24 protein-coding genes are annotated in these 20,243 nt (G+C 64.0%); 18 read left to right on the forward strand and 6 right to left on the reverse strand.

All coding sequences use genetic code 11. The features are described from left to right. Window positions 1-16 precede the first annotated feature (16 nt). The 5 genes from VPH41_RS04415 to VPH41_RS04435 all read left to right on the forward strand — a co-directional run bounded on the left by VPH41_RS04415 (window position 17) and on the right by VPH41_RS04435 (window position 3,611). On the forward strand, window positions 17-748 hold the full coding sequence (locus VPH41_RS04415) for an RNA polymerase sigma factor FliA (protein ID WP_152259072.1): 732 nt from the start codon (window positions 17-19) through the stop codon (window positions 746-748). Then, on the forward strand, window positions 730-1,476 hold the full coding sequence (locus tag VPH41_RS04420) for a flagellar motor protein (RefSeq protein WP_328569091.1): 747 nt from the start codon (window positions 730-732) through the stop codon (window positions 1,474-1,476). The genes VPH41_RS04415 and VPH41_RS04420 overlap by 19 nt, the downstream gene beginning before the upstream one ends. Before the next feature lie 5 nt (window positions 1,477-1,481). After that, window positions 1,482-2,258, forward strand: a complete 777-nt coding sequence (motD, locus tag VPH41_RS04425) for a flagellar motor protein MotD (protein WP_328569615.1) — start codon at window positions 1,482-1,484, stop codon at window positions 2,256-2,258. Between the two features lie 63 nt (window positions 2,259-2,321). Then, a complete protein-coding gene (locus tag VPH41_RS04430) occupies window positions 2,322-2,684 on the forward strand; it encodes a translation initiation factor Sui1 (RefSeq protein ID WP_152259070.1) in 363 nt (120 codons plus the stop codon). 72 nt (window positions 2,685-2,756) lie between these two features. Continuing rightward, the gene (locus VPH41_RS04435) at window positions 2,757-3,611 is read left to right on the forward strand and encodes a hypothetical protein (protein ID WP_328569092.1); all 855 of its coding nucleotides are present in this window, start codon (window positions 2,757-2,759) and stop codon (window positions 3,609-3,611) included. A gap of 50 nt (window positions 3,612-3,661) precedes the next feature. Here VPH41_RS04435 and VPH41_RS04440 read toward each other — a convergent pair whose 3' ends face one another. The 3 genes from VPH41_RS04440 to flgA form a co-directional block, all read right to left on the reverse strand. Further along, window positions 3,662-4,129, reverse strand: coding sequence for a flagella synthesis protein FlgN (locus tag VPH41_RS04440; RefSeq protein ID WP_328569093.1), 468 nt, complete (start codon window positions 4,127-4,129; stop codon window positions 3,662-3,664). 8 nt (window positions 4,130-4,137) lie between these two features. After that, a complete protein-coding gene (flgM, locus tag VPH41_RS04445; RefSeq protein WP_034787161.1) occupies window positions 4,138-4,446 on the reverse strand; it encodes a flagellar biosynthesis anti-sigma factor FlgM in 309 nt (102 codons plus the stop codon). 111 nt (window positions 4,447-4,557) lie between these two features. Next, window positions 4,558-5,253, reverse strand: a complete 696-nt coding sequence (flgA, locus tag VPH41_RS04450; protein WP_287779249.1) for a flagellar basal body P-ring formation chaperone FlgA — start codon at window positions 5,251-5,253, stop codon at window positions 4,558-4,560. Between the two features lie 191 nt (window positions 5,254-5,444). Here flgA and flgB point away from each other — a divergent pair, with 191 nt between their 5' ends. The 13 genes from flgB to VPH41_RS04515 all read left to right on the forward strand — a co-directional run bounded on the left by flgB (window position 5,445) and on the right by VPH41_RS04515 (window position 18,315). Beyond that, entirely contained in the window at window positions 5,445-5,897 is a 453-nt protein-coding gene (flgB, locus tag VPH41_RS04455; RefSeq protein WP_099666855.1) for a flagellar basal body rod protein FlgB, read from the forward strand. 2 nt (window positions 5,898-5,899) lie between these two features. Beyond that, window positions 5,900-6,301, forward strand: coding sequence for a flagellar basal body rod protein FlgC (flgC, locus tag VPH41_RS04460; RefSeq protein ID WP_071075845.1), 402 nt, complete (start codon window positions 5,900-5,902; stop codon window positions 6,299-6,301). 15 nt (window positions 6,302-6,316) lie between these two features. Beyond that, window positions 6,317-7,012: a flagellar hook assembly protein FlgD gene (locus tag VPH41_RS04465; RefSeq protein ID WP_152284902.1), complete on the forward strand. Its 696-nt coding sequence runs from the start codon at window positions 6,317-6,319 to the stop codon at window positions 7,010-7,012. Between the two features lie 53 nt (window positions 7,013-7,065). Next, window positions 7,066-8,613: a flagellar hook protein FlgE gene (locus tag VPH41_RS04470; protein ID WP_152284903.1), complete on the forward strand. Its 1,548-nt coding sequence runs from the start codon at window positions 7,066-7,068 to the stop codon at window positions 8,611-8,613. Window positions 8,614-8,688: 75 nt separating this feature from the next. Then, window positions 8,689-9,432 carry a flagellar basal body rod protein FlgF gene (locus VPH41_RS04475; RefSeq protein WP_328569094.1) on the forward strand — a complete coding sequence of 248 codons (744 nt, stop codon included), beginning with the start codon at window positions 8,689-8,691 and terminating at the stop codon, window positions 9,430-9,432. Window positions 9,433-9,504: 72 nt separating this feature from the next. Continuing rightward, complete coding sequence (flgG, locus tag VPH41_RS04480) at window positions 9,505-10,287, forward strand: flagellar basal-body rod protein FlgG (RefSeq protein ID WP_071322383.1); 783 nt, start codon at window positions 9,505-9,507, stop codon at window positions 10,285-10,287. 50 nt (window positions 10,288-10,337) lie between these two features. Continuing rightward, a complete protein-coding gene (locus VPH41_RS04485) occupies window positions 10,338-10,988 on the forward strand; it encodes a flagellar basal body L-ring protein FlgH (protein ID WP_152259063.1) in 651 nt (216 codons plus the stop codon). Window positions 10,989-10,990: 2 nt separating this feature from the next. Next, window positions 10,991-12,106, forward strand: coding sequence for a flagellar basal body P-ring protein FlgI (locus tag VPH41_RS04490; RefSeq protein WP_152259062.1), 1,116 nt, complete (start codon window positions 10,991-10,993; stop codon window positions 12,104-12,106). A gap of 10 nt (window positions 12,107-12,116) precedes the next feature. Continuing rightward, a complete protein-coding gene (gene flgJ / locus VPH41_RS04495; protein WP_152259061.1) occupies window positions 12,117-13,040 on the forward strand; it encodes a flagellar assembly peptidoglycan hydrolase FlgJ in 924 nt (307 codons plus the stop codon). 88 nt (window positions 13,041-13,128) lie between these two features. Beyond that, the gene (gene flgK, locus VPH41_RS04500) at window positions 13,129-15,096 is read left to right on the forward strand and encodes a flagellar hook-associated protein FlgK (RefSeq protein ID WP_328569095.1); all 1,968 of its coding nucleotides are present in this window, start codon (window positions 13,129-13,131) and stop codon (window positions 15,094-15,096) included. 52 nt (window positions 15,097-15,148) lie between these two features. Beyond that, on the forward strand, window positions 15,149-16,390 hold the full coding sequence (flgL, locus tag VPH41_RS04505) for a flagellar hook-associated protein FlgL (protein WP_328569096.1): 1,242 nt from the start codon (window positions 15,149-15,151) through the stop codon (window positions 16,388-16,390). Window positions 16,391-16,557: 167 nt separating this feature from the next. After that, complete coding sequence (locus VPH41_RS04510) at window positions 16,558-17,010, forward strand: MarR family winged helix-turn-helix transcriptional regulator (protein ID WP_328569097.1); 453 nt, start codon at window positions 16,558-16,560, stop codon at window positions 17,008-17,010. Window positions 17,011-17,055: 45 nt separating this feature from the next. Then, window positions 17,056-18,315 carry an MFS transporter gene (locus tag VPH41_RS04515; protein WP_328569098.1) on the forward strand — a complete coding sequence of 420 codons (1,260 nt, stop codon included), beginning with the start codon at window positions 17,056-17,058 and terminating at the stop codon, window positions 18,313-18,315. 1 nt (window position 18,316) lies between these two features. Here VPH41_RS04515 and fliR read toward each other — a convergent pair whose 3' ends face one another. The 3 genes from fliR to fliP are packed head-to-tail and all read right to left on the reverse strand — an operon-like array spanning window position 18,317 to window position 20,225. Continuing rightward, window positions 18,317-19,171 carry a flagellar biosynthetic protein FliR gene (fliR, locus tag VPH41_RS04520; RefSeq protein WP_328569099.1) on the reverse strand — a complete coding sequence of 285 codons (855 nt, stop codon included), beginning with the start codon at window positions 19,169-19,171 and terminating at the stop codon, window positions 18,317-18,319. 16 nt (window positions 19,172-19,187) lie between these two features. Next, window positions 19,188-19,457 carry a flagellar biosynthesis protein FliQ gene (gene fliQ, locus VPH41_RS04525; protein WP_034754044.1) on the reverse strand — a complete coding sequence of 90 codons (270 nt, stop codon included), beginning with the start codon at window positions 19,455-19,457 and terminating at the stop codon, window positions 19,188-19,190. 9 nt (window positions 19,458-19,466) lie between these two features. Beyond that, a complete protein-coding gene (gene fliP, locus VPH41_RS04530) occupies window positions 19,467-20,225 on the reverse strand; it encodes a flagellar type III secretion system pore protein FliP (protein WP_152259681.1) in 759 nt (252 codons plus the stop codon). Window positions 20,226-20,243: the final 18 nt, after the last annotated feature.

The following is a 20,243-nucleotide window of genomic DNA, read 5'->3' on the forward strand; positions in this document are numbered from 1 at the left end:
AAACAATAAGCAGCCTATGTACACGGTCAAAGGGAAATCGAACAAGGACCATTTGCTGACGGAACACATTCCGCTGGTGAAGCGTCTGGCGCACCATATGAAGGCGAAATTGCCGCCTTCGGTCGAGGTCGATGACCTGATCCAGGCCGGCATGATCGGCTTGCTGGATGCCATTACCCGCTATGAAGAGACGCATGGCGCGCAGTTCGAGACATATGCCGTGCTGCGCATCCGCGGCGCCATGCTCGACGAATTGCGCACCAGCGACTGGCTGCCGCGCAGCATGCGCCAGAACATGCGCAAGATCGAAGAGGCGATGAGCATCCTGCAGCAGCGCCTGGGCCATCCGCCGACGGAATCGGAAGTGGCCAAGCTGCTCAAGATGTCGCTGGCCGACTACCAGGAAATGCTGGGCGACGGCGGCGGTCACCAGCTCGTGTACTACGAAGATTTTCATGACCCGGACGGCAATGACAGCTTCCTCGACCGCCACTGCGTGGACGAGGACAGTGACCCCTTGCGTTCCCTGCTCGATACCGATTTCCGGCAATCCGTGATCGATGCCATCGATGCGCTGCCGCCACGCGAGAAAATACTCATGGGCCTGTACTACGAAGAAGAGCTGAACCTGAAGGAGATCGGCGCGGTGATGGGCGTGTCGGAATCGCGCGTCTCGCAGCTGCATACCCAGGCCGTCGCGCGCCTGCGCGCAACCTTGAGGGAGCAGGCGTGGACTGGTCCAGCGTAATCGGGCTGGCGCTGGCGCTGGCGGGCCTGCTGGTCGGCCAGGCACTGGAGGGCGGCAAGATGGCCTCCCTGCTGCAGCCGGCCGCCTTTGCCATCGTCATCGTCGGCACCTTCGGCGCCGTGCTGCTTCAAACGCGGCTGCGCACCTTCGTGCGGGGCCTGGAAATGCTGCGCTGGGTCTTCCTGCCGCCGGCCGACACGCGCGCCGCGCTGGCGCGCGACATCGGGCAATGGAGCCTGACGGCGCGCCGCGACGGCCCGCTGGCCCTCGAGCGCCTGATGGAAAACACGGCCGACCGCTTCAATGCCAAGGGCTTGCGCATGATCGTCGACGGCATCGCGCCCGACAAGCTGCGCCAGCTGCTCGACGTGGAAATCTCCGCCTATGAAATGGCCGAGCGCCAGGCCGCCAAGGTGTGGGAATCGGCGGCCGGCTATTCGCCCACCATCGGCATCCTGGGGGCCGTGCTGGGCCTGATCCACGTGATGGAAAACCTCACCGACCCCAGCAAGCTGGGCGGCGGCATCGCCGTGGCGTTCGTGTCGACCATCTACGGCGTCGGCCTGGCCAATCTGCTGTTCCTGCCGGTGGCGAACAAGCTCAAGGCCATCGTTTCGCGCCGCGTGCTGCAGTATGAAATCACGGCCGCCGTGCTGTACGACATCGCCACGGGCGACCATACGCGCATCATCGAAGAGCGCGTGTCCAGCCTGCTGCACGAGCACTGACCATGATGCGGCGCGCGCGCAGGAAGTATGACGAGGAACCGGACAATCAGGACCGCTGGCTGATTTCGTACGCCGACTTCATCACCCTGCTGTTCGCCTTCTTCGTCGTCATGTATGCGATTTCGCAAGTCAACGAAGGCAAGTACCGCGTCTTCCAGAACGCCATCGGCCAGGCCTTCAGCCTGGAAAAGGGCGCGCCGCCCATCGTCATGGAAGCGCCGCAAGCCATCCCGCTGCCCAATCCCGCCCTGAAACGCCGCACGGAAGCCATCCGCCGCGAGCGCGAACACATGACGCGCCTGGCGCAGGACCTGACGTCCACCCTGGCGCCGCTGGTCAAGGAAGGCAAGGTGCGGGTGACGCAGACGAGTCGTGGCGTCAGCGTGGAAATCAATGCCAGCGTGCTGTTCGACCCGGGCGCGGCGCGCCTGACGGCGGAATCGGACCAGGCCCTGCGCGCCGTGGCCGTGCTGCTCAAGGACGACACGCACGACGTGCAGGTGGAAGGGCATACGGACGTGCAGCCGATCAGCAATTCGAATTTTGCCTCGAACTGGGAACTGTCGGCCGCGCGCGCCAGCGCCGTCGTGCGCCTGTTCATCGCCAGCGGCGTCAAGGCTGCGCGCCTGACGGCCGTGGGCCACGCCGACAACATCCCCGTGGCGCCCAACACCACGCCGGAAGGGCGCGCGCGCAACCGCCGCGTGGCCGTGACGATCCTGTCGGGCATCCCCGAAACGGTGACGGAAGTGCCGACGGCGCCCGTGGCGCCGGCCAACTGAGCTCGTCAACTGCGGACTGCCGCTTGGTACAATCGCGTTTTCTTCCTTTTTATCTTTCCCCTCATGAAAAGCAGCTCCCTGGGCGGTCTCGTCTATTCCACCGAAACGGGCCGCATGTGCCCCGCGTGCCGCCAGCCGCTGGCGCAATGCGCGTGCAAGGCGCAAGCGAAGGCGGCGCCTGCGGGCGACGGCGTGGTGCGCGTGTCGCGCCAGACCAAGGGCCGTGGCGGCAAGAGCGTCACCGTGGTCAAGGGTTTGCCGCTGGACGCCATCGCGCTGGCCCTGCTGGGCAAGCAGCTGCGCACGCAGTGCGGCTCGGGCGGCACGGTCAAGGATGGCGTGATCGAAGTGCAGGGCGACCATGTCGACACCATCGTCGCTGCGCTGACCAGGCTGGGCCACCAGCCGAAAAAGGCGGGCGGCTAGCGGGGCCGCGTGCGTGCGGCACGGTGCCGCGCGCCTGTGGTAACGTGCGTTTCCTTTTATGCGCCACCTCACATGAATAACAAACTGACCGGCATCTCCATCGCCGCCGCCATCGCGGCAGCGCTGGCGTTCGTGTACTGGCCGGCGCCCGACGGCGGTGCGCCCCAGGTGGCGGCCGGTGGCCCAGCCGCACCGCAGGGCCGCAGCCTGGCCTCGTATTTCAATCTGGATGCCGCGCCCGTGCCCGCCGCGGCGCCCGTGCCCGTCACCCTGGCGCAGCAGCTGGCACGCCTGGCGGCCAGTGGCAAGCCGGAAGACGCGTATGCGGCGTATAACCTGCTCGACGATTGCATCGTCTTCCAGCGCGAAGGCCGCTTGCCGGGGCTGGAATTCGAGCTGGGACGCGAGATGACGGTGGAAGAAAAAGCCGCCCAGCAGCAGCTGTGCGCGGGCCTGACGCAGCGCCAGCGCGAGGACCGCCTCGGCTACCTGGCCGCCGCCGCGCAAGGCGGCGTGCCGGGTGCGGCCACCATCTTCCTGTCGGAAGGGCCGTTCGGCGACCGCAGCGCGCTGCGCAACCGTCCCGACGATCCGCTGGTGCAGGCGTGGAAGCGGCAAGCCATCGCCCAGCTGAAGGCGCAGGCGGACGAGGCGGAGCTGACCAGCGTGTCGACCCTGATGATGGCGTATCTGCGCGATGGCGAGGTGGTGCAGAAAGATGCGCCGCAAGCGTATGGCTACCTGCTGGCGCTGCGCCAGGTCTACGACGACATCCTCGCGCCCGGCGTCACGAATCCCTACCAGGATGAGTACTGGCACTGGCTGCAGGCGGAACTGACGCCGGAGCAGCAAGCGGCCGCCGCCGCGAAGGCGCAAGCCATCGTGGCGAAATACCGCCAGCATACGGGGCGTCCCGCGCACGGCTGAAGGGCAGCGCGGCTGCGCCTTGCCAGGGGATGGCTGTTAATTAGGGGGAATCAGCCGATGACGACGCGGCGGCTGGCCGTGTTCGTTGTCGGTTGGCCGCTGGGGCCGTAGAAATTGCCGCTCTGGGCCGTGGGGCGCATGGCGTTCAGCGCGCCTTGCGTGTGCAGCATGTGCTTGTTGACGAGCAGGCTGTTCAGGCGGTTCTGCTCTTTCGCTTCGCGCGTGGTCTCGAGCAGGGCTTTCCACAGCGATGCCGCCTCGGCCTCGCTGGCGCCGACCAGCCAGTCTTCCATGCCCGCTTCGGCGGCCGTAAAGCCGGCTGCCGCCAGCGTCTGGTGGCGTTGCGCCGCCAGCTGGCTCAATTGTCCCACCAGTGCCGTCTTGCGTACGGTGAGCTCCGCGATTGCATCGATGTCAGCGGCAACCAGATGCCGCTGTTCTTCTTTCATCAATGCCAGCAATGTGGTCATGAGCTGTTGCTCGTCGCGCAGGCTGGAAAACGGAGTCACTGATTGCATGAGGGAACCTATCTATTTCGTGAGTGCAGCAAGTCCTTGACTGTGTCGAGGAGACCGTCCGCCACTTTTTCAGAGTTGACCTGGAACTGGCCGTCGGCGATCGCCAGCTTGATGCGCTCGACTTTTTTCGTGTCGAACACGGCGCCGCTGCCGGCAGTTGCACTGGCCGCTAATGCCTGTCCTTGCGGCGACAGGCGTACATTGTCCGACGTCGTCGGTGTTGCTTGGGCTTTCTCGGCATTCCGGGCGCCGGAGGTACTCGCGGGCGCCACCGGCAGGCCGGGATTGCTTTTAATGGTGTTGTCGGTAATTTTCACAGCGTGATCCTCGTCTGGTCGAAGTCAAAAAACTCCGGGATATGTGTCATTATCGGCACCTTCTTCCGAAACTTTAGTGCGCCAGACCACAATATCGCTGTCCATCCGTGTTTAAAAAGCGACCTCCACCATGCCTCCAGCCCGCGCCACGCCGCTGATCTGCTGGCCGCTTTGCGTGCGTACCTGCACCGTCTGACCGTCGCCGGCGCTGCCGATGGCGCGTCCTTCTGATGCTACTTGGAAACCGTTGCCACTGGAAACGACGCGTACCAGCTGGCCCTGCATCACCACGGGCTTGCGGCGCAGGGTATCGAGGCGCATCGGCGTGCCTGGCGGCAGGGAAATATTCGTGCTGGCGCCCACCACCTGGGCCATGTCGGTGGCGATGCCTGCCGGCAATGCGGCCAGGTCGCCCTGCATCGTCACCAGCTGGCTGGCGTCGATGGCTTGCCCTTGCGCCAACGGTACGGCGCTGGCCACGTAGTCGCCCACGACGGCCACGTTGGCTTGCAGGTAGATCGTCCAGTTGCTTGGTGCCGTGCAGCGCACGCCCACGGTGGTCTTGCCCCAGGCGCGGGCGCCCGGCGCCATGAACGCCTGCGGCGCGGGGCAGGCGGCCAGGTTCAGGCGCGGATCGACGGCACCGACGGTGATCGTCACCTTGCCCGGCAAGCCGTTGCTCTGCACCTGCAGGAACTGTTCCACGCTGTTGCGCAGCGCTTCCGGCGTTTGCCGGCCGGCGTTTTGCGCCTGGGCCAGCAATGGCAGGGCGGCGAGGGCAAGAAGGAAAGCAAGCGGTGTTTTCATGGTGATAGGCCTCTGGAATACTGCCATGATAGTGCGCGCCGCCCCGTTCGAAGCGCCGATTAAGGGGTAAAAGTACGGTCTGATCCGGCGATGGCCGTGCCGGTGCGCGCCGTACTATGTTTCCTGTCATCACTATACCGCCATCCTTCCGCCATCTCGGGCGCCAGTGGCAGATCTTTCCGGAGCCTGACATGATAGGGAAACTCGACGATTACATGCGCTTCAACGAGACGGCGCTGAGCCTGCGCTCGACGCGCCAGGAATTGCTCGCCTCGAATATCGCCAATGCCGACACGCCCAACTACAAGGCGCGCGATGTCGATTTCGCCGCCGCGCTGAAGGGCGCGATGGCGCGCAAGGACGGCGTGCCGCCCGCGCTGAAGGGCACGGCGCCGCAGCATATGCCGGGCAAGGGCGTGGCCGCAGCTGCGGGCGCACCCGGTGGCGGCAAGGTCGAGACCCTGGCCGACGGCACGCCGCTGCTGTACCGCGCGCCGGCCCAGGGCGCCGTCGATGGCAATACGGTGGACATGGACCTCGAACGCAACGCCTTTGCCGACAACGCCATCCGCTACGAGGCGGCCGTGACGTTCCTCAACTCGCAGATCAAGGGCATGTTGACGGCCATCCAGGGAGGACAATAATCATGTCGCTATTTAATATCTTCAATGTTTCCGGTTCGGCCATGAGCGCTCAGGCGCAGCGCCTGAACACAGTGGCCAGCAACCTGGCCAATGCCGACAGCGCCACCAGCGCCACGGGCGAAGCCTATCGCGCCAAGCAGGTGGTGTTCGAGGCCGTGCCCATGGCCAATGGCGCCACGGCCGTCAAGGTGCAGAAGGTGATCGAAGACCCGTCGCCGATGAAGCTGGTCTACGACCCGAAGAATCCGCTGGCCGACGAGAAGGGCTACGTCACCATGCCCAACGTGAATACGGTCGACGAAATGGTCAACATGCTGTCGGCCTCGCGCTCGTACCAGACCAACGTGGAAACCATGAACGCGGCCAAGTCGCTGCTCCTGAAAACCCTCACCCTCGGCCAATAAGGCTGATTGATCATTATGGCAACCATCGATACGAGCAACACCGTCACCACCGACCTGATGGCGACGATGAATCCGAAGAAGACGACGGCCGAGGCAGGCAGTGTCGAAGCGGAAACGAATAAATTCCTCACCCTGCTGGTCACCCAGCTGAAAAACCAGGACCCGATGAATCCGCTGGACAATGCGCAGCTGACCAGCCAGCTGGCACAGCTGTCCACGGTGACGGGCGTCAACAAGCTCAACACGACACTGGAAACCCTGAAGGCCAGCTACCAGCAAGCCGAATCCATGCAAGCGGCCAACATCATCGGCCATGGCGTGTTGACGGCAGGTAAGGACATCAACCTGAGCAAGAGTGCCGCGCTGCTGGGCGTGGACCTGGCCACGGCTGCCGACAAGGTCAAGGTCACCATCTACAAGGATGGCAAGGAAGTCCATTCCATCGACCTGGGCGCGCAGCCGGCGGGCACCTTGCCGCTGGGCTGGAACGGTTCCACCGCCGACCTGGACAAGGATGGCAAGCCCATCGTGCTGGCCGACGGCGCCTACACCTTCGCGGTGGAAGCCACGCGCGGCGGTACCAAGCTCAAGGATGCGACGGCGCTGATGTTCGGTTCGGTCGCCAGCGTGTCGACGGGCGCCAATGGCGTGAAATTGAATGTGCCGGGCGTGGGCAGCATCACCATGGCCGACGTGAAACAGATTCTGTAAGCCGCTTCCCCTTAGCGTGACCCTCTACCCCTAATTTCTACCAGGAGAACACAATGTCTTTCCAACAAGGCCTGAGCGGCTTGAATGGCGCCGCCAAATCGCTGGACGTCATCGGCAACAACATCGCCAACTCGTCGACCGTGGGTTTCAAGCAGTCGCAGGCCCAGTTCGCCGACATTTATGCCAACTCGCTGTATGGCGTGGGCGGCAACCAAGCGGGGATCGGCGTGTCGGTCTCGCAAATCGCCCAGCAATTCAACCAGGGTAACCTGGAAACGTCGTCGAATCCCCTGGACATCGCCATCAATGGCGGCGGCTTCTTCCGTACCAGCGTCAACGGCGCCGTCCAGTACTCGCGCAATGGCCAGTTCCAGGTCGACAAGAGCGGCTTCATCGTCAACGCCCAGCTGGCGCAACTGACCGGCTATGCGGCCGACGCCAACGGCAAGATCGTGGCCGGCGCCGTCGTGCCCCTGCAGATCGACCAGTCGGACATGAAGCCCCAGGCAACGACCAAGATCGACACGCAAGTCAACCTCAATTCGAACACGGCCATGCCGACCACGGTGCCGTTCAAGTCGACGGACGACACGTCGTACAGCAAGTCGTTCCCCGTCGAAGTCTTCGATTCGCTGGGCAATTCCCACATCATGTCGAATTTCTACGTCAAGACGGGCACCAACACCTGGGACGTCTACTCGGCCGTTGACGGCACGGAAGTAACCAGCATGAAGGCTGCGGCCGCCCTGCAGACGGACCCTGCCTCGCTGGCCGCGCGCGCCGCCTACCAGGCCGCCGCCACGGCCGTGCCGCTGGTGCCGGCCAACGTGACGGCCGCCGCCGTCGCCTATGGCAATGCGGTCGGTGCCGCCGTCTCGGCTGCTGCCGCCGCCGCGGGCGCCACGCCGGCGCAGCTGGCCGCCATCGCCGCCACCTACGGCAGCGCCGTGCCGAACGGCGTCAACTCGAGCCGCACGCCCGACCAGATCGATGCTGCCATCCGCGCCGTGACCGTGGTGCCAGCCATCAAGACCGGTTCGCTGGTCTTCAACACGGTCGGCAGCCTGGACCGGGCCGCCATGCTGGCCCTGACGCCGCCGCAAACCTTGCCCGTCACCGTCAACCTGCCGATCTTCCCCGCCACGGGCGCGAATGCGACCCTGTCGGTGCAGGTCGATTTCAGCAAATCGACCCAGCTGGGCACGGCCACGGCGGAAAAGAAAACGGAAGCGGACGGCTACAAGGCGGGTCAATTGAGCCAATTCATCGTCGGCGACGACGGCGTCATCCAGGGCCAGTACAACAATGGCAAGACGCGCGCGCTGGGCCAGGTGGTGTTGAGCAACTTTACCAACCCGAACGGCCTGGAACCGCTGGGCAACAACGCCTGGGTGGAAAGCTCGGCTTCGGGCAAGCCCATCACGGGCGAGCCGAAGACTGGCACCCTGGGCAACTTGCGTGCCTCGGCCGTGGAAGTGTCGAACGTCGACCTGACGGCAGAGCTGGTCAACATGATCACTGCCCAGCGCGCCTACCAAGCAAATGCGCAGACCATCAAGACGCAGGATTCCGTCCTGCAAACCTTGGTCAACCTGCGTTAATAGTACCGGGGTCAGACCCGCCGGGTCTGACCACAGCTTTCTGCCTTGGGTTGAAAGCAACAGGAGAAATAAAACATGGACCGTCTCATCTACACCGCCGGCTCGGGCGCCAAGCACATCCTGGACAAGCAGGCGACCACCGCGAATAACCTGGCGAACGCCACCAGCACGGGTTTCCGTGCTCAGCTCGACTCGTTCCGTGCCGTGCCCGTGGTGGCCGACGGCATGATGCCCACGCGCGCCTTTGTCGTCGATTCGACGGTCGGTTCCGATTTCACGCAAGGTCCCATGCAGCACACGGGCCGCGCGCTCGACGTGGCCGTGGAAAACGGCGGCTGGATCGTCGTGCAGTCGGCCGACGGCTCCGAAGCCTACACGCGCAACGGCGCCTTGAAGCTCAATGAAAACGGCATGCTGCAGACGCAGTCGGGCCTGATGGTGCAGGGCGATACGGGCCCGCTGGCCATCCCGCCCGGCGTGACGGTGGCCATCAGCGGCGACGGCACGGTGGGCACGATTTCCACGGACGTGCCGCCGGGGCCGTCGACGGTGCTGGGACGCATCAAGCTGGTCAACCCGCCCGAGCAGCAGCTGGTGCGCGGCGACGACGGCTTGTTCCGCCTGAAGGATGGCACGGTCGCGCAGGCGGACCAGGCCGTCAAACTGACGACGGGCGCGCTGGAAGGCAGCAATGTCAGCCCCGTCGATTCCATGGTCAGCATGATTGCCCTGGCGCGCCAGTTCGAAACGCAAATGAGTTTATTGAAGAATGCCGAGAATAACGCGGCGAAAGCCACCCAGATCCTCGCTTTGAATTGATAGGGGCCACCGCATAATGGTCACATAGAAATAGTCTACAGGGCTGACTAGCGCTGTTATTGGAGAAAAATCATGATTCGTTCCCTTTGGATTGCCAAAACCGGCCTGGAAGCGCAGCAGACGCAGATGGACGTGATCGCCAATAACCTGGCCAACGTCAGCACCACGGGCTTCAAGAAGTCGCGCGCCGTGTTTGAAGACTTGCTGTATCAAAATGTGCGCCAGCCGGGCGCGCAATCGTCGCAGCAAACCCAGCTGCCATCGGGCTTGCAGATCGGCACCGGCGTGCGCACGGTGGCAACCGAACGCATCCATACGCAAGGCAATCCCCAGGCATCGGGCAATTCGCGCGACGTGATGGTCAACGGCACGGGTTTCTTCCAGGTGCTGATGCCGGACGGCGCCACCGCCTACACGCGCGACGGCTCGTTCCAGACGGACAGCAATGGCCAGCTCGTCACTTCCGAAGGCTTTGTCATCCAGCCCGCCATCACCGTGCCCACCAATGCGCTGAGCCTGACCGTGGCGCGCGACGGCACCGTTTCCGTCACCTTGCCCGACACCGTGGCGCCATCGCAGATCGGCTCGCTGCAACTGACCACCTTCGTCAATCCGGCCGGCCTGGAATCGAAGGGCGAAAACCTGTACATGGAAACGGGCGCCTCCGGCGTGGCGCAAACCAACACCCCGGGCACCAACGGCGCCGGCGTGCTGATGCAGGGCTATATCGAAACCTCGAACGTCAACGTGGCCGAGGAAATGGTCAACATGATCCAGACGCAGCGCGCTTACGAGATCAACAGCAAGGCCATCACCACATCCGACCAAATGCTGCAGAAACTGTCGCAACTTTAATTTTCATAGTCGTCATGCCATCCGCCGCCGGATGGCAGCGGAGGTCCGTCATGCAATACCCCATCATCGCCCTGTTGTCCGCAGTCCTGTTGTCCGGCTGCGCCATCACGCCCACCTCGATCGTGCAATACCCGACCACCACGCGCGCGCCGATGCCGGAACCCGTGGTCGTCAACAACGGTTCCATCTACCAGCCGTCGACCTACCGTCCCGCCTTCGAAGACCGCCGCGCGCGCCACGTGGGCGACACCATGACGATCGCCATCACCGAGCGCACGAATGCCGTCAAGGCGGGCGCCAGTTCCGGCAACAAGTCGGGCAGCGTGGGCTTCAGTACGCCCGGCATCGCCCAGGGCCGCTTCGGCGGCACCGTGGCGGCAAATGGCGCCACCAAATTTGCCGATGGCGACAACCAGTCCGCCAGCAATACCTTTTCCGGCACCATCGGCGTGACGGTGATCGAGGTATTGCCTAATGGTAATCTCATCGTCGCCGGCGAGAAACAGATCGCCATGAACAAGGGCACGGAATTCATCCGTTTCTCGGGCATGGTCAATCCGGACACGATCGGCATCGGCAACGTCGTGCCGTCGACCCAGGTGGCCGATGCGCGCGTCGAGTACCGCACCAACAGCCAGATCGACCGTGCGGAAATGGCGTCGATGGCTTCGCGCTTCTTCCTCAGCCTGCTGCCGTTCTGATCATGGCGACCTCGACCTTTCCCCGTTTCCTGGCCATCGCCGGCCTCGCTTGCGCCCTGCTGGCGCCCGTGGCGCAGGCCGAGCGCATCAAGGACCTGGCCAGCATCGCCGGCGTGCGCCAGAATCAGCTGATGGGCTATGGCCTCGTCGTCGGCCTCGACGGCAGCGGCGACCAGACCACGCAAACCCCGTTCACCATCCAGAGCGTGGCCGCCATGTTGCAGCAGCAGGGCATTAACTTGCCGCAAGGCACCAGTTTGCAGCTGAAAAACGTGGCCGCCGTGATGGTGACGACGGCCTTGCCCGCGTTTGCCCAGCCGGGCCAGTTGCTCGACGTGACGGTCTCGTCGATGGGCAATGCGAAAAGCTTGCGCGGCGGCACTTTGCTGATGACGCCGCTGAAAGGTGCCGATGGCCAGGTGTATGGCATGGCGCAAGGCAACGTGCTGGTGGGCGGCGTGGGCGCGCAGGCGGCCGGCAGCTCCGTCGTCATCAATCACCTGAGCGTGGGCCGCATCTCGGGCGGCGCCACCGTCGAGCGCACCGTGCCCACGGTACTGGGCGCCAACAATACGATACGCCTGGAATTGAACGCCACCGATTTCGCCACCGCCAGCCGCGTGGTCGACGCCATCAACAGCCGCTATGGCGCCGGCACGGCTGCCGCGCTCGACGGCCGCGTGATCCAGGTGCAGTCGCCCGGCGGCAGCGACCAGCGCGTGGCCTTCCTGGGCCAGCTGGAAAGCATCGAAGTCAATCCGGCCCGCCTGGCCGCCAAGGTCATCATGAATGCGCGCACGGGTTCCGTCGTGATGAACCAGTCCGTGACCCTGGAAACATGCGCCATTTCGCACGGCAACCTGTCCGTCACCATCAATGTGGAGCCGCAGGTGAGCCAGCCGCCGCCATTGTCGGGCGGGCGCACGGTGGTCACGCAGACGGCGCAGATCGATATCAAGAAGGAACCGGGCAAGGTCATGCTGGTCAAGGGCGGCGCCTCGCTGTCGGACGTGGTGAAAGCCCTCAATGCCATCGGCGCCTCGCCGCAAGACTTGCTGGCCATCCTGCAGGCGATGAAGGCGGCCGGTTCGCTGCGCGCTGAACTTGAAATCATTTGATGGACACGCCATGATCAGTCAAACCGACCTCAGCAATACCGCCGCCTATGACGTGAAAGGCATGGATGGCTTGCGCCAGTCCGCCAAGGCGAAGGACCCTGCCGCCCTGAAAGAGGCAGCCACGCAATTCGAAGCCATGTTCATCAACATGATGATGAAAAGCATGCGCGAAGCCACGCCGCAGGACGGCATCATGGATAGCCAGCAAAGCAAGATGTACACCTCGATGCTGGACCAGCAGACGAGCCAGAACCTGGCCAAGCGGGGCACGGGCCTGGCGGACGTGCTGATCCGCCAGCTGTCGTCGTCGAACCAGGCGCTGGCCGCCGATGGCGCCGAAGCGCCGTCGCCCCGCTCGTCGAGCATGGCGCAGGCACTGGCGGCGTTTCGCCAGCAGCAGGGCGCCCTGGGCGACGGCGCAGCCGGCGCCACCACCGGTAAGACCTTGAGCGACAAGGCCAACGCCACGCAGGCGCCGCATGTGCGCGCCTTCCAGGAAAAGCTGGGCGTGCATGCGGAAGAAGCCAGCCGCACCACCGGCATCCCGGCCAAGTTCATGCTGGGCCAGGCGGCGCTGGAAACGGGCTGGGGCAAGCGCGAAATCATCAGCCGCGACGGCAGCAGCAGCCACAACCTGTTTGGCATCAAGGCGACAAGCGACTGGAAGGGCAAGGTCACGGAAGCCGTCACCACCGAATATGTAAATGGCAAGGCGCAGCGCAAGGTGGAAAAATTCCGCGCCTACGACAGCTACGCGGACAGCTTCAAGGATTATGCGCAGTTGATTACCAACAACAAGCGCTACGAGAAAGTATTGGCCAGCGCGGGCGACGCCAGCACATTCGCCCAGGGCTTGCAGAAAGCCGGCTATGCGACGGACCCGAATTATGCTGCCAAATTGACAAAGATTATCAAGAATTCGCTGGTCGGCTGACGCCCCGCCGTGCCCCCGTGCAGGCCGCGCGCTTCAAGTTTTCGCCGCGGCTGCCGTAAATACTTTTGACGGTAACCAATAAGACACCATGACTTCGAATCTACTCAGCATCGGTAAGAGCGGTTTGCTTGCAGCGCAGGTGGGCCTGTCGACGACCGGGCATAACATCACCAATGCCAACGTGGACGGCTACAACCGCCAGGTGGTGCTGCAGCAGACGGCGCAGTTCAACAATGCCGGGTATGGCTTTGTGGGCAATGGTACCGAGGTATCGCAAGTCAAGCGCCAGTACGACGGTTTCATGGCGGCCCAGGTGAATGGCGCGCAGGCGACCACCAGTTCGCTCGACGCCTATTACACGCAGATCACCCAGATCGACAATATGCTGGCCGACCCCACGGCCGGGCTGTCGCCGGCAATGGCCGATTTTTTCAAGGGCGTGCAGGATTTCAGCTCGAATCCCTCGTCCGTCTCGTCGCGCCAGGCATTGCTGTCGAGCGCAAATTCGCTGACCGCGCGCTTCCAGGGCCTCAGCGCGCGCCTGACGGAAATCGGCGACGGCGTCAATTCGCAGATCACCTCGAACGTGAAGGTGATCAACTCCTACGCCAAGCAGATCGCGGAACTCAATACGGCGATTACCAACCTGACCGTGAATGAAAGCAATCAGCCCAACGATCTGCTGGACCAGCGTGACCAGCTGATCACGGAGCTGAACAAATACGTCAAGGCAACGGTCCAGCCGGGCGCCGGCAACACGATCACCGTCTCGATCGGCTCGGGCCAGCCGCTGGTGGTGGGCGACAAGAATTTTGAACTGGCCACCACGCCATCGCCGACGGACCCGAACCGCCTGGACGTGGGCTATGTGACGGGCACGAGCGTCACCAAGCTGTCGGAAAGCTCCCTCAGCGGCGGTGCGCTGGGCGGCTTGCTGGAATTCCGCAGCGGCAGCCTGGACCGCATCCAGAATTCGCTGGGCAAGGTCGCCATCGCGCTGGCCTCCACCTTCAACGAGCAGCACAAGCTGGGCCAGGACTTGAATGGCGACATGGGGGGCGATTTCTTCAAGGTGCCCGATCCCGTCATCGGCGCCGACTACCGCAACAACGCGACCAGCACGACGGCGCTGTCGGCCAAGGTCAGCGATCCGACCAAGCTGACGGCCAGCGATTACGCCGTCAAGTACGACGGCACGAATTATGTGGTGACGCGCCAGAGCGACGGCGCGAAAACGACCATCAATCCGTATCCGCAAACGGTGCCGCAAACCATCGACGGCGTGGATTTCTCGATCACGGGCACGGCTGCCGAAGGCGACAACTTCATGGTCCGGCCCACGGCCCACGGCGCTTCCGACCTGGCCGTGGCGATTACCGACCGCAACAAGCTGGCCGCCGGCGCCCCGATCGCCACGGGTGCGCCCGTCAGCAACACGGGCAGCGGCAAGCTGGGTGCAGGCAGCGTGGACAAGGCGTATTTGACGCCGGGCAACGCCTTGACGGGCACCGTCACCTTGACATACGACAAGGCGACCACTTCGCTGTCCGGTTTTCCTGCGGGCCAGGCCGTGACGGTGAAAGGCTTGAACGGCGCCACCACCACGTATCCGGCCGGCACGGCGAATATCCCGTACACGGAAGGCGACAGCTTCAGCTTTGGCGGCATCAACGTCAACCTGACGGGTGCGCCCGCGCAGGGCGATAAATTCACCATCGCGCCGAACGCGGGCGGCGTGGGGGACAACCGCAATGCGGCCTTGCTGGCGGGCTTGCAGACGAAAAACATTCTCGATGGGGGCAAGGCCACGTTCCAGGGTTCGTACGCGGAAACCGTCAGCTATGTGGGCAACAAGACGCGCGAAGTGCAGGTCAGCGGCCTGGCCAGCATGGCCTTGCTGCAGCAGACCAGCACGCAGCAGCAGGCCGTCTCCGGCGTCAACCTCGATGAAGAGGCGGCCAACCTGCTGCGCTACCAGCAAGCCTACCAGGCTTGCGGCAAGGTCATGCAGATCGCCAGCACCCTGTTCGACGTGGTCATCGGCCTCGGACGTTAATTATTCAAGCGGCGGCGCCTGGCGCCCCGCCGCCATCAGGAAGGGCAGCATCATGCGCATCAGTACCAAAATGATCTATGACGCGGGCAGCACGCAGCTGAACAATCTGCAGGGCGCGCTGAACCGCACTCAAATGCAACTGTCGGCGAACCGCCGCAACCTGACGCCGGCCGACGACCCGATCGCGTCGGCGCGCGCGCTGGAAGTGACGCAGTCGCAATCGATCAATACGCAATTCGTGACGAACCGCTCGAACGCCAAGAATTTCCTGTCGCAGGAAGACCTGGCGCTGGCCAGCACCACCTCGCTGATTGCCGACGTGCAAGAGCTGGTGTTGAAGGCTGGCAATCCGGCATTGAAGGATATCGACCGCCAGAGCCTGGCCACGGAGCTGAAGGGACGCCTGACGGACCTGATGGGCATCGCCAACACGTCCGACAACGCGGGCGGCTATCTGTTCGGCGGCTACAAGTCGACGACGCAACCGTTCAGCCAGACGCCGGGCGGCGCCACCTATGTGGGCGATCAGGGCCAGCGCGAGCTGCAGGTGGGCTCGGCCCGCTACCTGGCCACCAGCGACTCCGGCGCGGCCGTGTTCGAGAACAATTTGACGGGCAACGGCAAGTTCACCACGGCGGCCGATCCGGGCAACTTTACGCGTGGCGGCGCCGGCATCATTTCCGGCGGCACCGTGACCGACCCCACCAAGTTGACGGGGCATAAGTACTCGATCGATTTCCAGGTGACGGGTACGGGCAACGCTGCCGTCACGACCTATACCGTGACGGACGTAACCCTGGGCCAGACCATCCCGAATCCGGCCGTGCCCGTGCCCTACAAGTCTGGCGATGCCATCAACTTTGACGGCCAGCAAGTCAATGTCGCGGGCAAGCCGGCCGACCTGGACAAGTTCACCCTGGAGCCCAGCAGCAAGGAATCGATCTTTACCACCATCACCAACTTGATCGGTGCACTGGGCCAGCCGGCCTCGGGCGACGCGGGGCAGGCGCGCCTGACGGCCAGCCTGAACGCGGCGCACGATATCCTCGATACGGCCTACGACAATGTGCTGTCCGTGCGCGCGGAAGTCGGTTCGCGGCTGAAGGAACTGGACACGCTCGACAGCGCGGGCGACGACCTCGACCTGCAATATGCGAGCACCCTGTCGGGCTTGCAGGACCTGGACATGGTGAAGGCGATATCCCTGTTCAGCCAGCAGCAGATCACCTTGCAGGCGGCGCAGAAATCGTTCACTTCCATGTCGGGCCTGTCGCTGTTCAATTACATCAGCTGAGCGGTCCGCACTCTTAGAATGACCGGCAAGCCGGGGCAGGGAGCCGTCTCCCGCCCCGGCTTTTTTGCGCCCGCAAGATGGTCATTCTGCCAATGTATGCAGGCAAACTGTGCAGTTTACCTGTATATCTGTTATAGTAGAGGCCGTTGATCCACCATACGGCGAGCATGAGCACCCCACAAGAAGACCACGACGGCCACGAACAGGTACTGCAACTGGCCGGCGAATTGCGCATCCTCATCGGCAAGTTGCGTCGCCGCCTGCGCGAGGAATCGCACCTGGGCGATGTCAGCATGTCGCAGGCATCCGTGCTCAGCCGTCTCGAACGCGACGGCCCGGCCACGGTCAGCAGCCTGGCGCGCGCCGAAGGCATGCGGCCCCAGTCCATGGCCGCCACCGTGCTGGCGCTGACCGAGGCGCAGCTGGTGACGGGCTCGCCCGACCCCGCAGATGGACGCCAGACGATATTGACCCTGACGGACAGCTGCCGCATCTGGATCGCCGCCAGCCGCGCCGCGCGCGAGGACTGGCTGGCGCGCACCATCGAAACCCGGCTCACGCCGGACGAAGTCGCCGAACTGAACCATGCGGTGGCATTACTCAAACGCTTGGCGGAATGATCCGCTGATGTATCCCACAACCCGGCAAGGAGCCCGCACGCCCAGATGAACAACACATTCCGTTCGCTACGCATACCCAATTACCGTATCTGGGCCGGTGGCGCCCTCGTGTCGAATATCGGCACCTGGATGCAGCGCACGGCGCAGGATTGGCTGGTGCTCAGCGAATTGACGCAGCATAATGCCAGCGCCGTCGGCATCGTCATGGCCTTGCAATTCGGCCCGCAGCTGCTGTTGCTGCCTTTGACGGGCATGGCGGCCGACTTGCTGGACCGCAGGAAATTGCTGCTGTTCACGCAGGCGGCCATGGGTTTGCTGGCGCTGGGCCTGGGCTTGCTGTGCATCAGTGGCCTGGTTCAACTGTGGCATGTGTATGTGTTTGCTTTCCTGCTGGGCTGCGTGACGGCCTTCGATTCGCCCGTGCGCCAGACGTTCGTGGCCGAAATCGTCGGCGAGGAAGACCTGACGAATGCCGTGGCCCTCAATTCCACCTCGTTCAATGCGGCGCGCATGCTGGGCCCGGCCGTGGCCGGCTTGCTCATCAGCAGCGTCGGCAGCGGCTGGGTCTTCATCATCAACGCCGTCTCGTTTGCGGCTGTGATCGGTTCGCTGTTGCTGCTGCGCGTGGAATTGCTGCGCCGCGCGCCGCGCCTGAAGGCCACGCGGGCCAGCCTGGGCGACGGTTTCCGCTACGTACGCCAGCGGCCCGACCTGATGGCCATCCTGCTGATGCTGTTCCTGATCGGCACCTTCGGCTTGAATTTCCCCATCTTCCTGTCGACCATGTCCGTGACGGCCTTCCATGCGGGCGCGGGCCAGTATGGCGTGCTCAGTTCCGTGATGGCTTGCGGCTCCGTGGCCGGCGCCCTGCTGGCGGCGGGGCGGGGCCAGCCCACCCTGGCCTTGCTGCTGGGAGCGGCAGCGCTGTTCGGCCTGGCTTGTGCGCTGGCTGCCGTGATGCCCAATTACTGGCTGTTCGGCATGATGCTGGTGGTCATCGGCATCGCCGCGCAAACGTTTACCACCAGCGTCAACAGCAGTGTGCAACTGTCGACGGCGCCCGCCATGCGGGGCCGCGTGATGGCCATCGTGCTGGCGATCTCGGCGGGCGGCACGCCGCTGGGCGCGCCTGTCGTGGGCTGGGTGGCCGACACCTTCGGCCCCCGCTGGGCGCTGGGCATCGGCGCCTTGTCTGGCCTGGCGGCCGCGCTCGTCGGCGTGCGCTACCTGGTCAAGCATCAGCAGTTGCGCTTGAATTTCGATCCGCGGCGCTGGCGCGTGGCGCTGGGCACCGACCAGCGCTGAGTTAGCGCGCCGGCGCGGCCGGCGGCGCGGGCCGCAAGGGATTGGGCGGCGCGGGCGGGGGCGGCCGGTCGCGCGTGGCAAAGCCGCGCGGCAGCAGGCGCGCCGTTTCTATGCCGCGCAAGAACATGTTCTGGAACGGTGTGGCCAGGTAGGGCAGGACCATGCTGATCACCAGCAAGCCCACGCCCAGGGTGACGGGGAAGCCGATACCGAAAATGTTCAGCTGCGGCGCGGCCCGCGTCAGGATGCCCAGCGCCACGTTGGTCAGCAGCAGGGCGGCGATGATGGGCAGCGAAATTTGCAGGCCGGAACGGAAGATCTCGCCGCCCCACGCCGCCAATTGCTGGAAGCCGCCGCTGCTGATGGGGCTTGATGAAATCGGCAGGCTGACAAAGCTTTCCGCCAGCGCCGCCAGCAAGACCAGGTGTCCATTGACTGTCAAAAACATCAACGTGGCCAGCATGACGAGGAACTGGCTGATGGCGGAAGACCTGCCCTTGGTTTGCGGGTCGAAGAACGAGGCGAAGCCCAGGCCCATGGTCAGGCTGCTGATCTCGCCCGCCATTTCGATGGCGGAAAACACGATGCGGATGGAAAAGCCCATGGCCAGGCCCACCAGCATCTCTTGTGTGAGGATCAGCAAGCCGGGCAAGGACATTGGGTTGACGGCAGGCAAGGCCGGCACGGTGGGGGCGATGATCATGGCCAGCAGCGCGCCCAGCGCCACCTTCACGCTGGCCGGCACGGCCGCGTTGCCGAACAGGGGGGCGGCCGCAATCAGGCCGAGGATGCGGCTAAGCGGCCACAGCAATGCTGCGATCCACGTGTTCAGTTCGATGCTGGACAGGGTCAGCATGGCAACGGTTGCGGCACTAGCCCACCAGGTTCGGGATGCCCGTGAAGACCTGGCGCATGTAGTCGAGCATGACGGACAGCATCCAGGGGCCCGCCACGACGATGGCGACAAAGATGCCGACCAGCTTGGGGATGAAGGACAGGGTCGCTTCGTTGATCTGCGTGGCCGCCTGGAAAATACTGACGATCAAGCCGATGATGAGGGCGACCAGCAGCATGGGCGCGGCCACCATCAAGGTGATTTCCATCGCATGGCGGCCCAGGGTCATGACGCTTTCGGGTGTCATCTATTTCCCCTAGTAAAAACTCTGTGACAATGAGCCCAGCAGCAACTGCCAGCCATCGACGAGCACGAACAGCATCAGCTTGAACGGCAGCGAGATGGTGGCCGGCGACATCATCATCATCCCCATCGACATCAGCACGCTGGCGACCACCATGTCGATGATCAGAAACGGGATGAAGATGGCAAAGCCGATCTGGAACGCCGTTTTCAGTTCGCTGGTGACGAAGGCGGGCACGAGGATGCGCAGCGGCACGTCTTCCGGGCCTTGCAGGGCCGGCGAGCGCGACATCTTGGCGAACAGAGCCAGGTCGGCCTGGCGCGTCTGCTTGAGCATGAAGGTTTTCAGGGGATCGACGCCCTTGTCCATCGCCTGCTGCATGCTGATCTTGTTTTCCTGGTAAGGCAGATAGGCATCCGTGTAGATCTTGTCGAACACGGGGCCCATGACGAACAGGGTCAGGAACAGGGCCAGTCCCACCAGCACCTGGTTGGGCGGCGCCGACTGCGTGCCGATGGCCTGGCGCAGCAGGGACAGCACGATGATGATGCGCGTAAAGCAGGTCATCATCAGGAGGGCCGCCGGCAGGAAAGTCAGCGACGTCATCAGGATGAGCGTCTGCACGGGCAGCGAGTAATTCTGGCCGCCGCCCGGCGCCGGCGTGCTGGTGAAGGCCGGGATGCCCGGCTGCGCCAGGGCCCACAGCGGCAAGGCCAGGGCGGCGATGGCCAGCAGCCAGGTCAGGGGAGTCTTGATATTGCTTAATGCCATCGTCCGCTGCGTCATTGC

The organism is Janthinobacterium sp. P210006 (assembly GCF_036231885.1).
Taxonomy (GTDB): Bacteria; Pseudomonadota; Gammaproteobacteria; order Burkholderiales; family Burkholderiaceae_D; genus Janthinobacterium; species Janthinobacterium violaceinigrum.

Excerpts from the sequence above, each read along its gene's own strand:
- flgA (WP_287779249.1), bottom strand. The coding sequence starts at position 5,253 with ATGAAAACACCGCTTGCTTTCCTTCTTGCCCTCGCCGCCCTGCCATTG.
- VPH41_RS04415 (WP_152259072.1), top strand. The coding sequence starts at position 17 with ATGTACACGGTCAAAGGGAAATCGAACAAGGACCATTTGCTGACGGAA.
- fliR (WP_328569099.1), bottom strand. The coding sequence starts at position 19,171 with ATGCTGACCCTGTCCAGCATCGAACTGAACACGTGGATCGCAGCATTG.
- flgC (WP_071075845.1), top strand. The coding sequence starts at position 5,900 with ATGTCGCTATTTAATATCTTCAATGTTTCCGGTTCGGCCATGAGCGCT.
- VPH41_RS04435 (WP_328569092.1), top strand. The coding sequence starts at position 2,757 with ATGAATAACAAACTGACCGGCATCTCCATCGCCGCCGCCATCGCGGCA.
- VPH41_RS04490 (WP_152259062.1), top strand. The coding sequence starts at position 10,991 with ATGGCGACCTCGACCTTTCCCCGTTTCCTGGCCATCGCCGGCCTCGCT.
- flgL (WP_328569096.1), top strand. The coding sequence starts at position 15,149 with ATGCGCATCAGTACCAAAATGATCTATGACGCGGGCAGCACGCAGCTG.
- flgJ (WP_152259061.1), top strand. The coding sequence starts at position 12,117 with ATGATCAGTCAAACCGACCTCAGCAATACCGCCGCCTATGACGTGAAA.
- motD (WP_328569615.1), top strand. The coding sequence starts at position 1,482 with ATGCGGCGCGCGCGCAGGAAGTATGACGAGGAACCGGACAATCAGGAC.
- VPH41_RS04465 (WP_152284902.1), top strand. The coding sequence starts at position 6,317 with ATGGCAACCATCGATACGAGCAACACCGTCACCACCGACCTGATGGCG.
- flgK (WP_328569095.1), top strand. The coding sequence starts at position 13,129 with ATGACTTCGAATCTACTCAGCATCGGTAAGAGCGGTTTGCTTGCAGCG.
- flgG (WP_071322383.1), top strand. The coding sequence starts at position 9,505 with ATGATTCGTTCCCTTTGGATTGCCAAAACCGGCCTGGAAGCGCAGCAG.
- VPH41_RS04475 (WP_328569094.1), top strand. The coding sequence starts at position 8,689 with ATGGACCGTCTCATCTACACCGCCGGCTCGGGCGCCAAGCACATCCTG.
- fliP (WP_152259681.1), bottom strand. The coding sequence starts at position 20,225 with ATGGCATTAAGCAATATCAAGACTCCCCTGACCTGGCTGCTGGCCATC.
- flgB (WP_099666855.1), top strand. The coding sequence starts at position 5,445 with ATGATAGGGAAACTCGACGATTACATGCGCTTCAACGAGACGGCGCTG.
- VPH41_RS04510 (WP_328569097.1), top strand. The coding sequence starts at position 16,558 with ATGAGCACCCCACAAGAAGACCACGACGGCCACGAACAGGTACTGCAA.
- VPH41_RS04470 (WP_152284903.1), top strand. The coding sequence starts at position 7,066 with ATGTCTTTCCAACAAGGCCTGAGCGGCTTGAATGGCGCCGCCAAATCG.
- VPH41_RS04430 (WP_152259070.1), top strand. The coding sequence starts at position 2,322 with ATGAAAAGCAGCTCCCTGGGCGGTCTCGTCTATTCCACCGAAACGGGC.
- VPH41_RS04440 (WP_328569093.1), bottom strand. The coding sequence starts at position 4,129 with ATGCAATCAGTGACTCCGTTTTCCAGCCTGCGCGACGAGCAACAGCTC.
- fliQ (WP_034754044.1), bottom strand. The coding sequence starts at position 19,457 with ATGACACCCGAAAGCGTCATGACCCTGGGCCGCCATGCGATGGAAATC.
- VPH41_RS04485 (WP_152259063.1), top strand. The coding sequence starts at position 10,338 with ATGCAATACCCCATCATCGCCCTGTTGTCCGCAGTCCTGTTGTCCGGC.
- VPH41_RS04515 (WP_328569098.1), top strand. The coding sequence starts at position 17,056 with ATGAACAACACATTCCGTTCGCTACGCATACCCAATTACCGTATCTGG.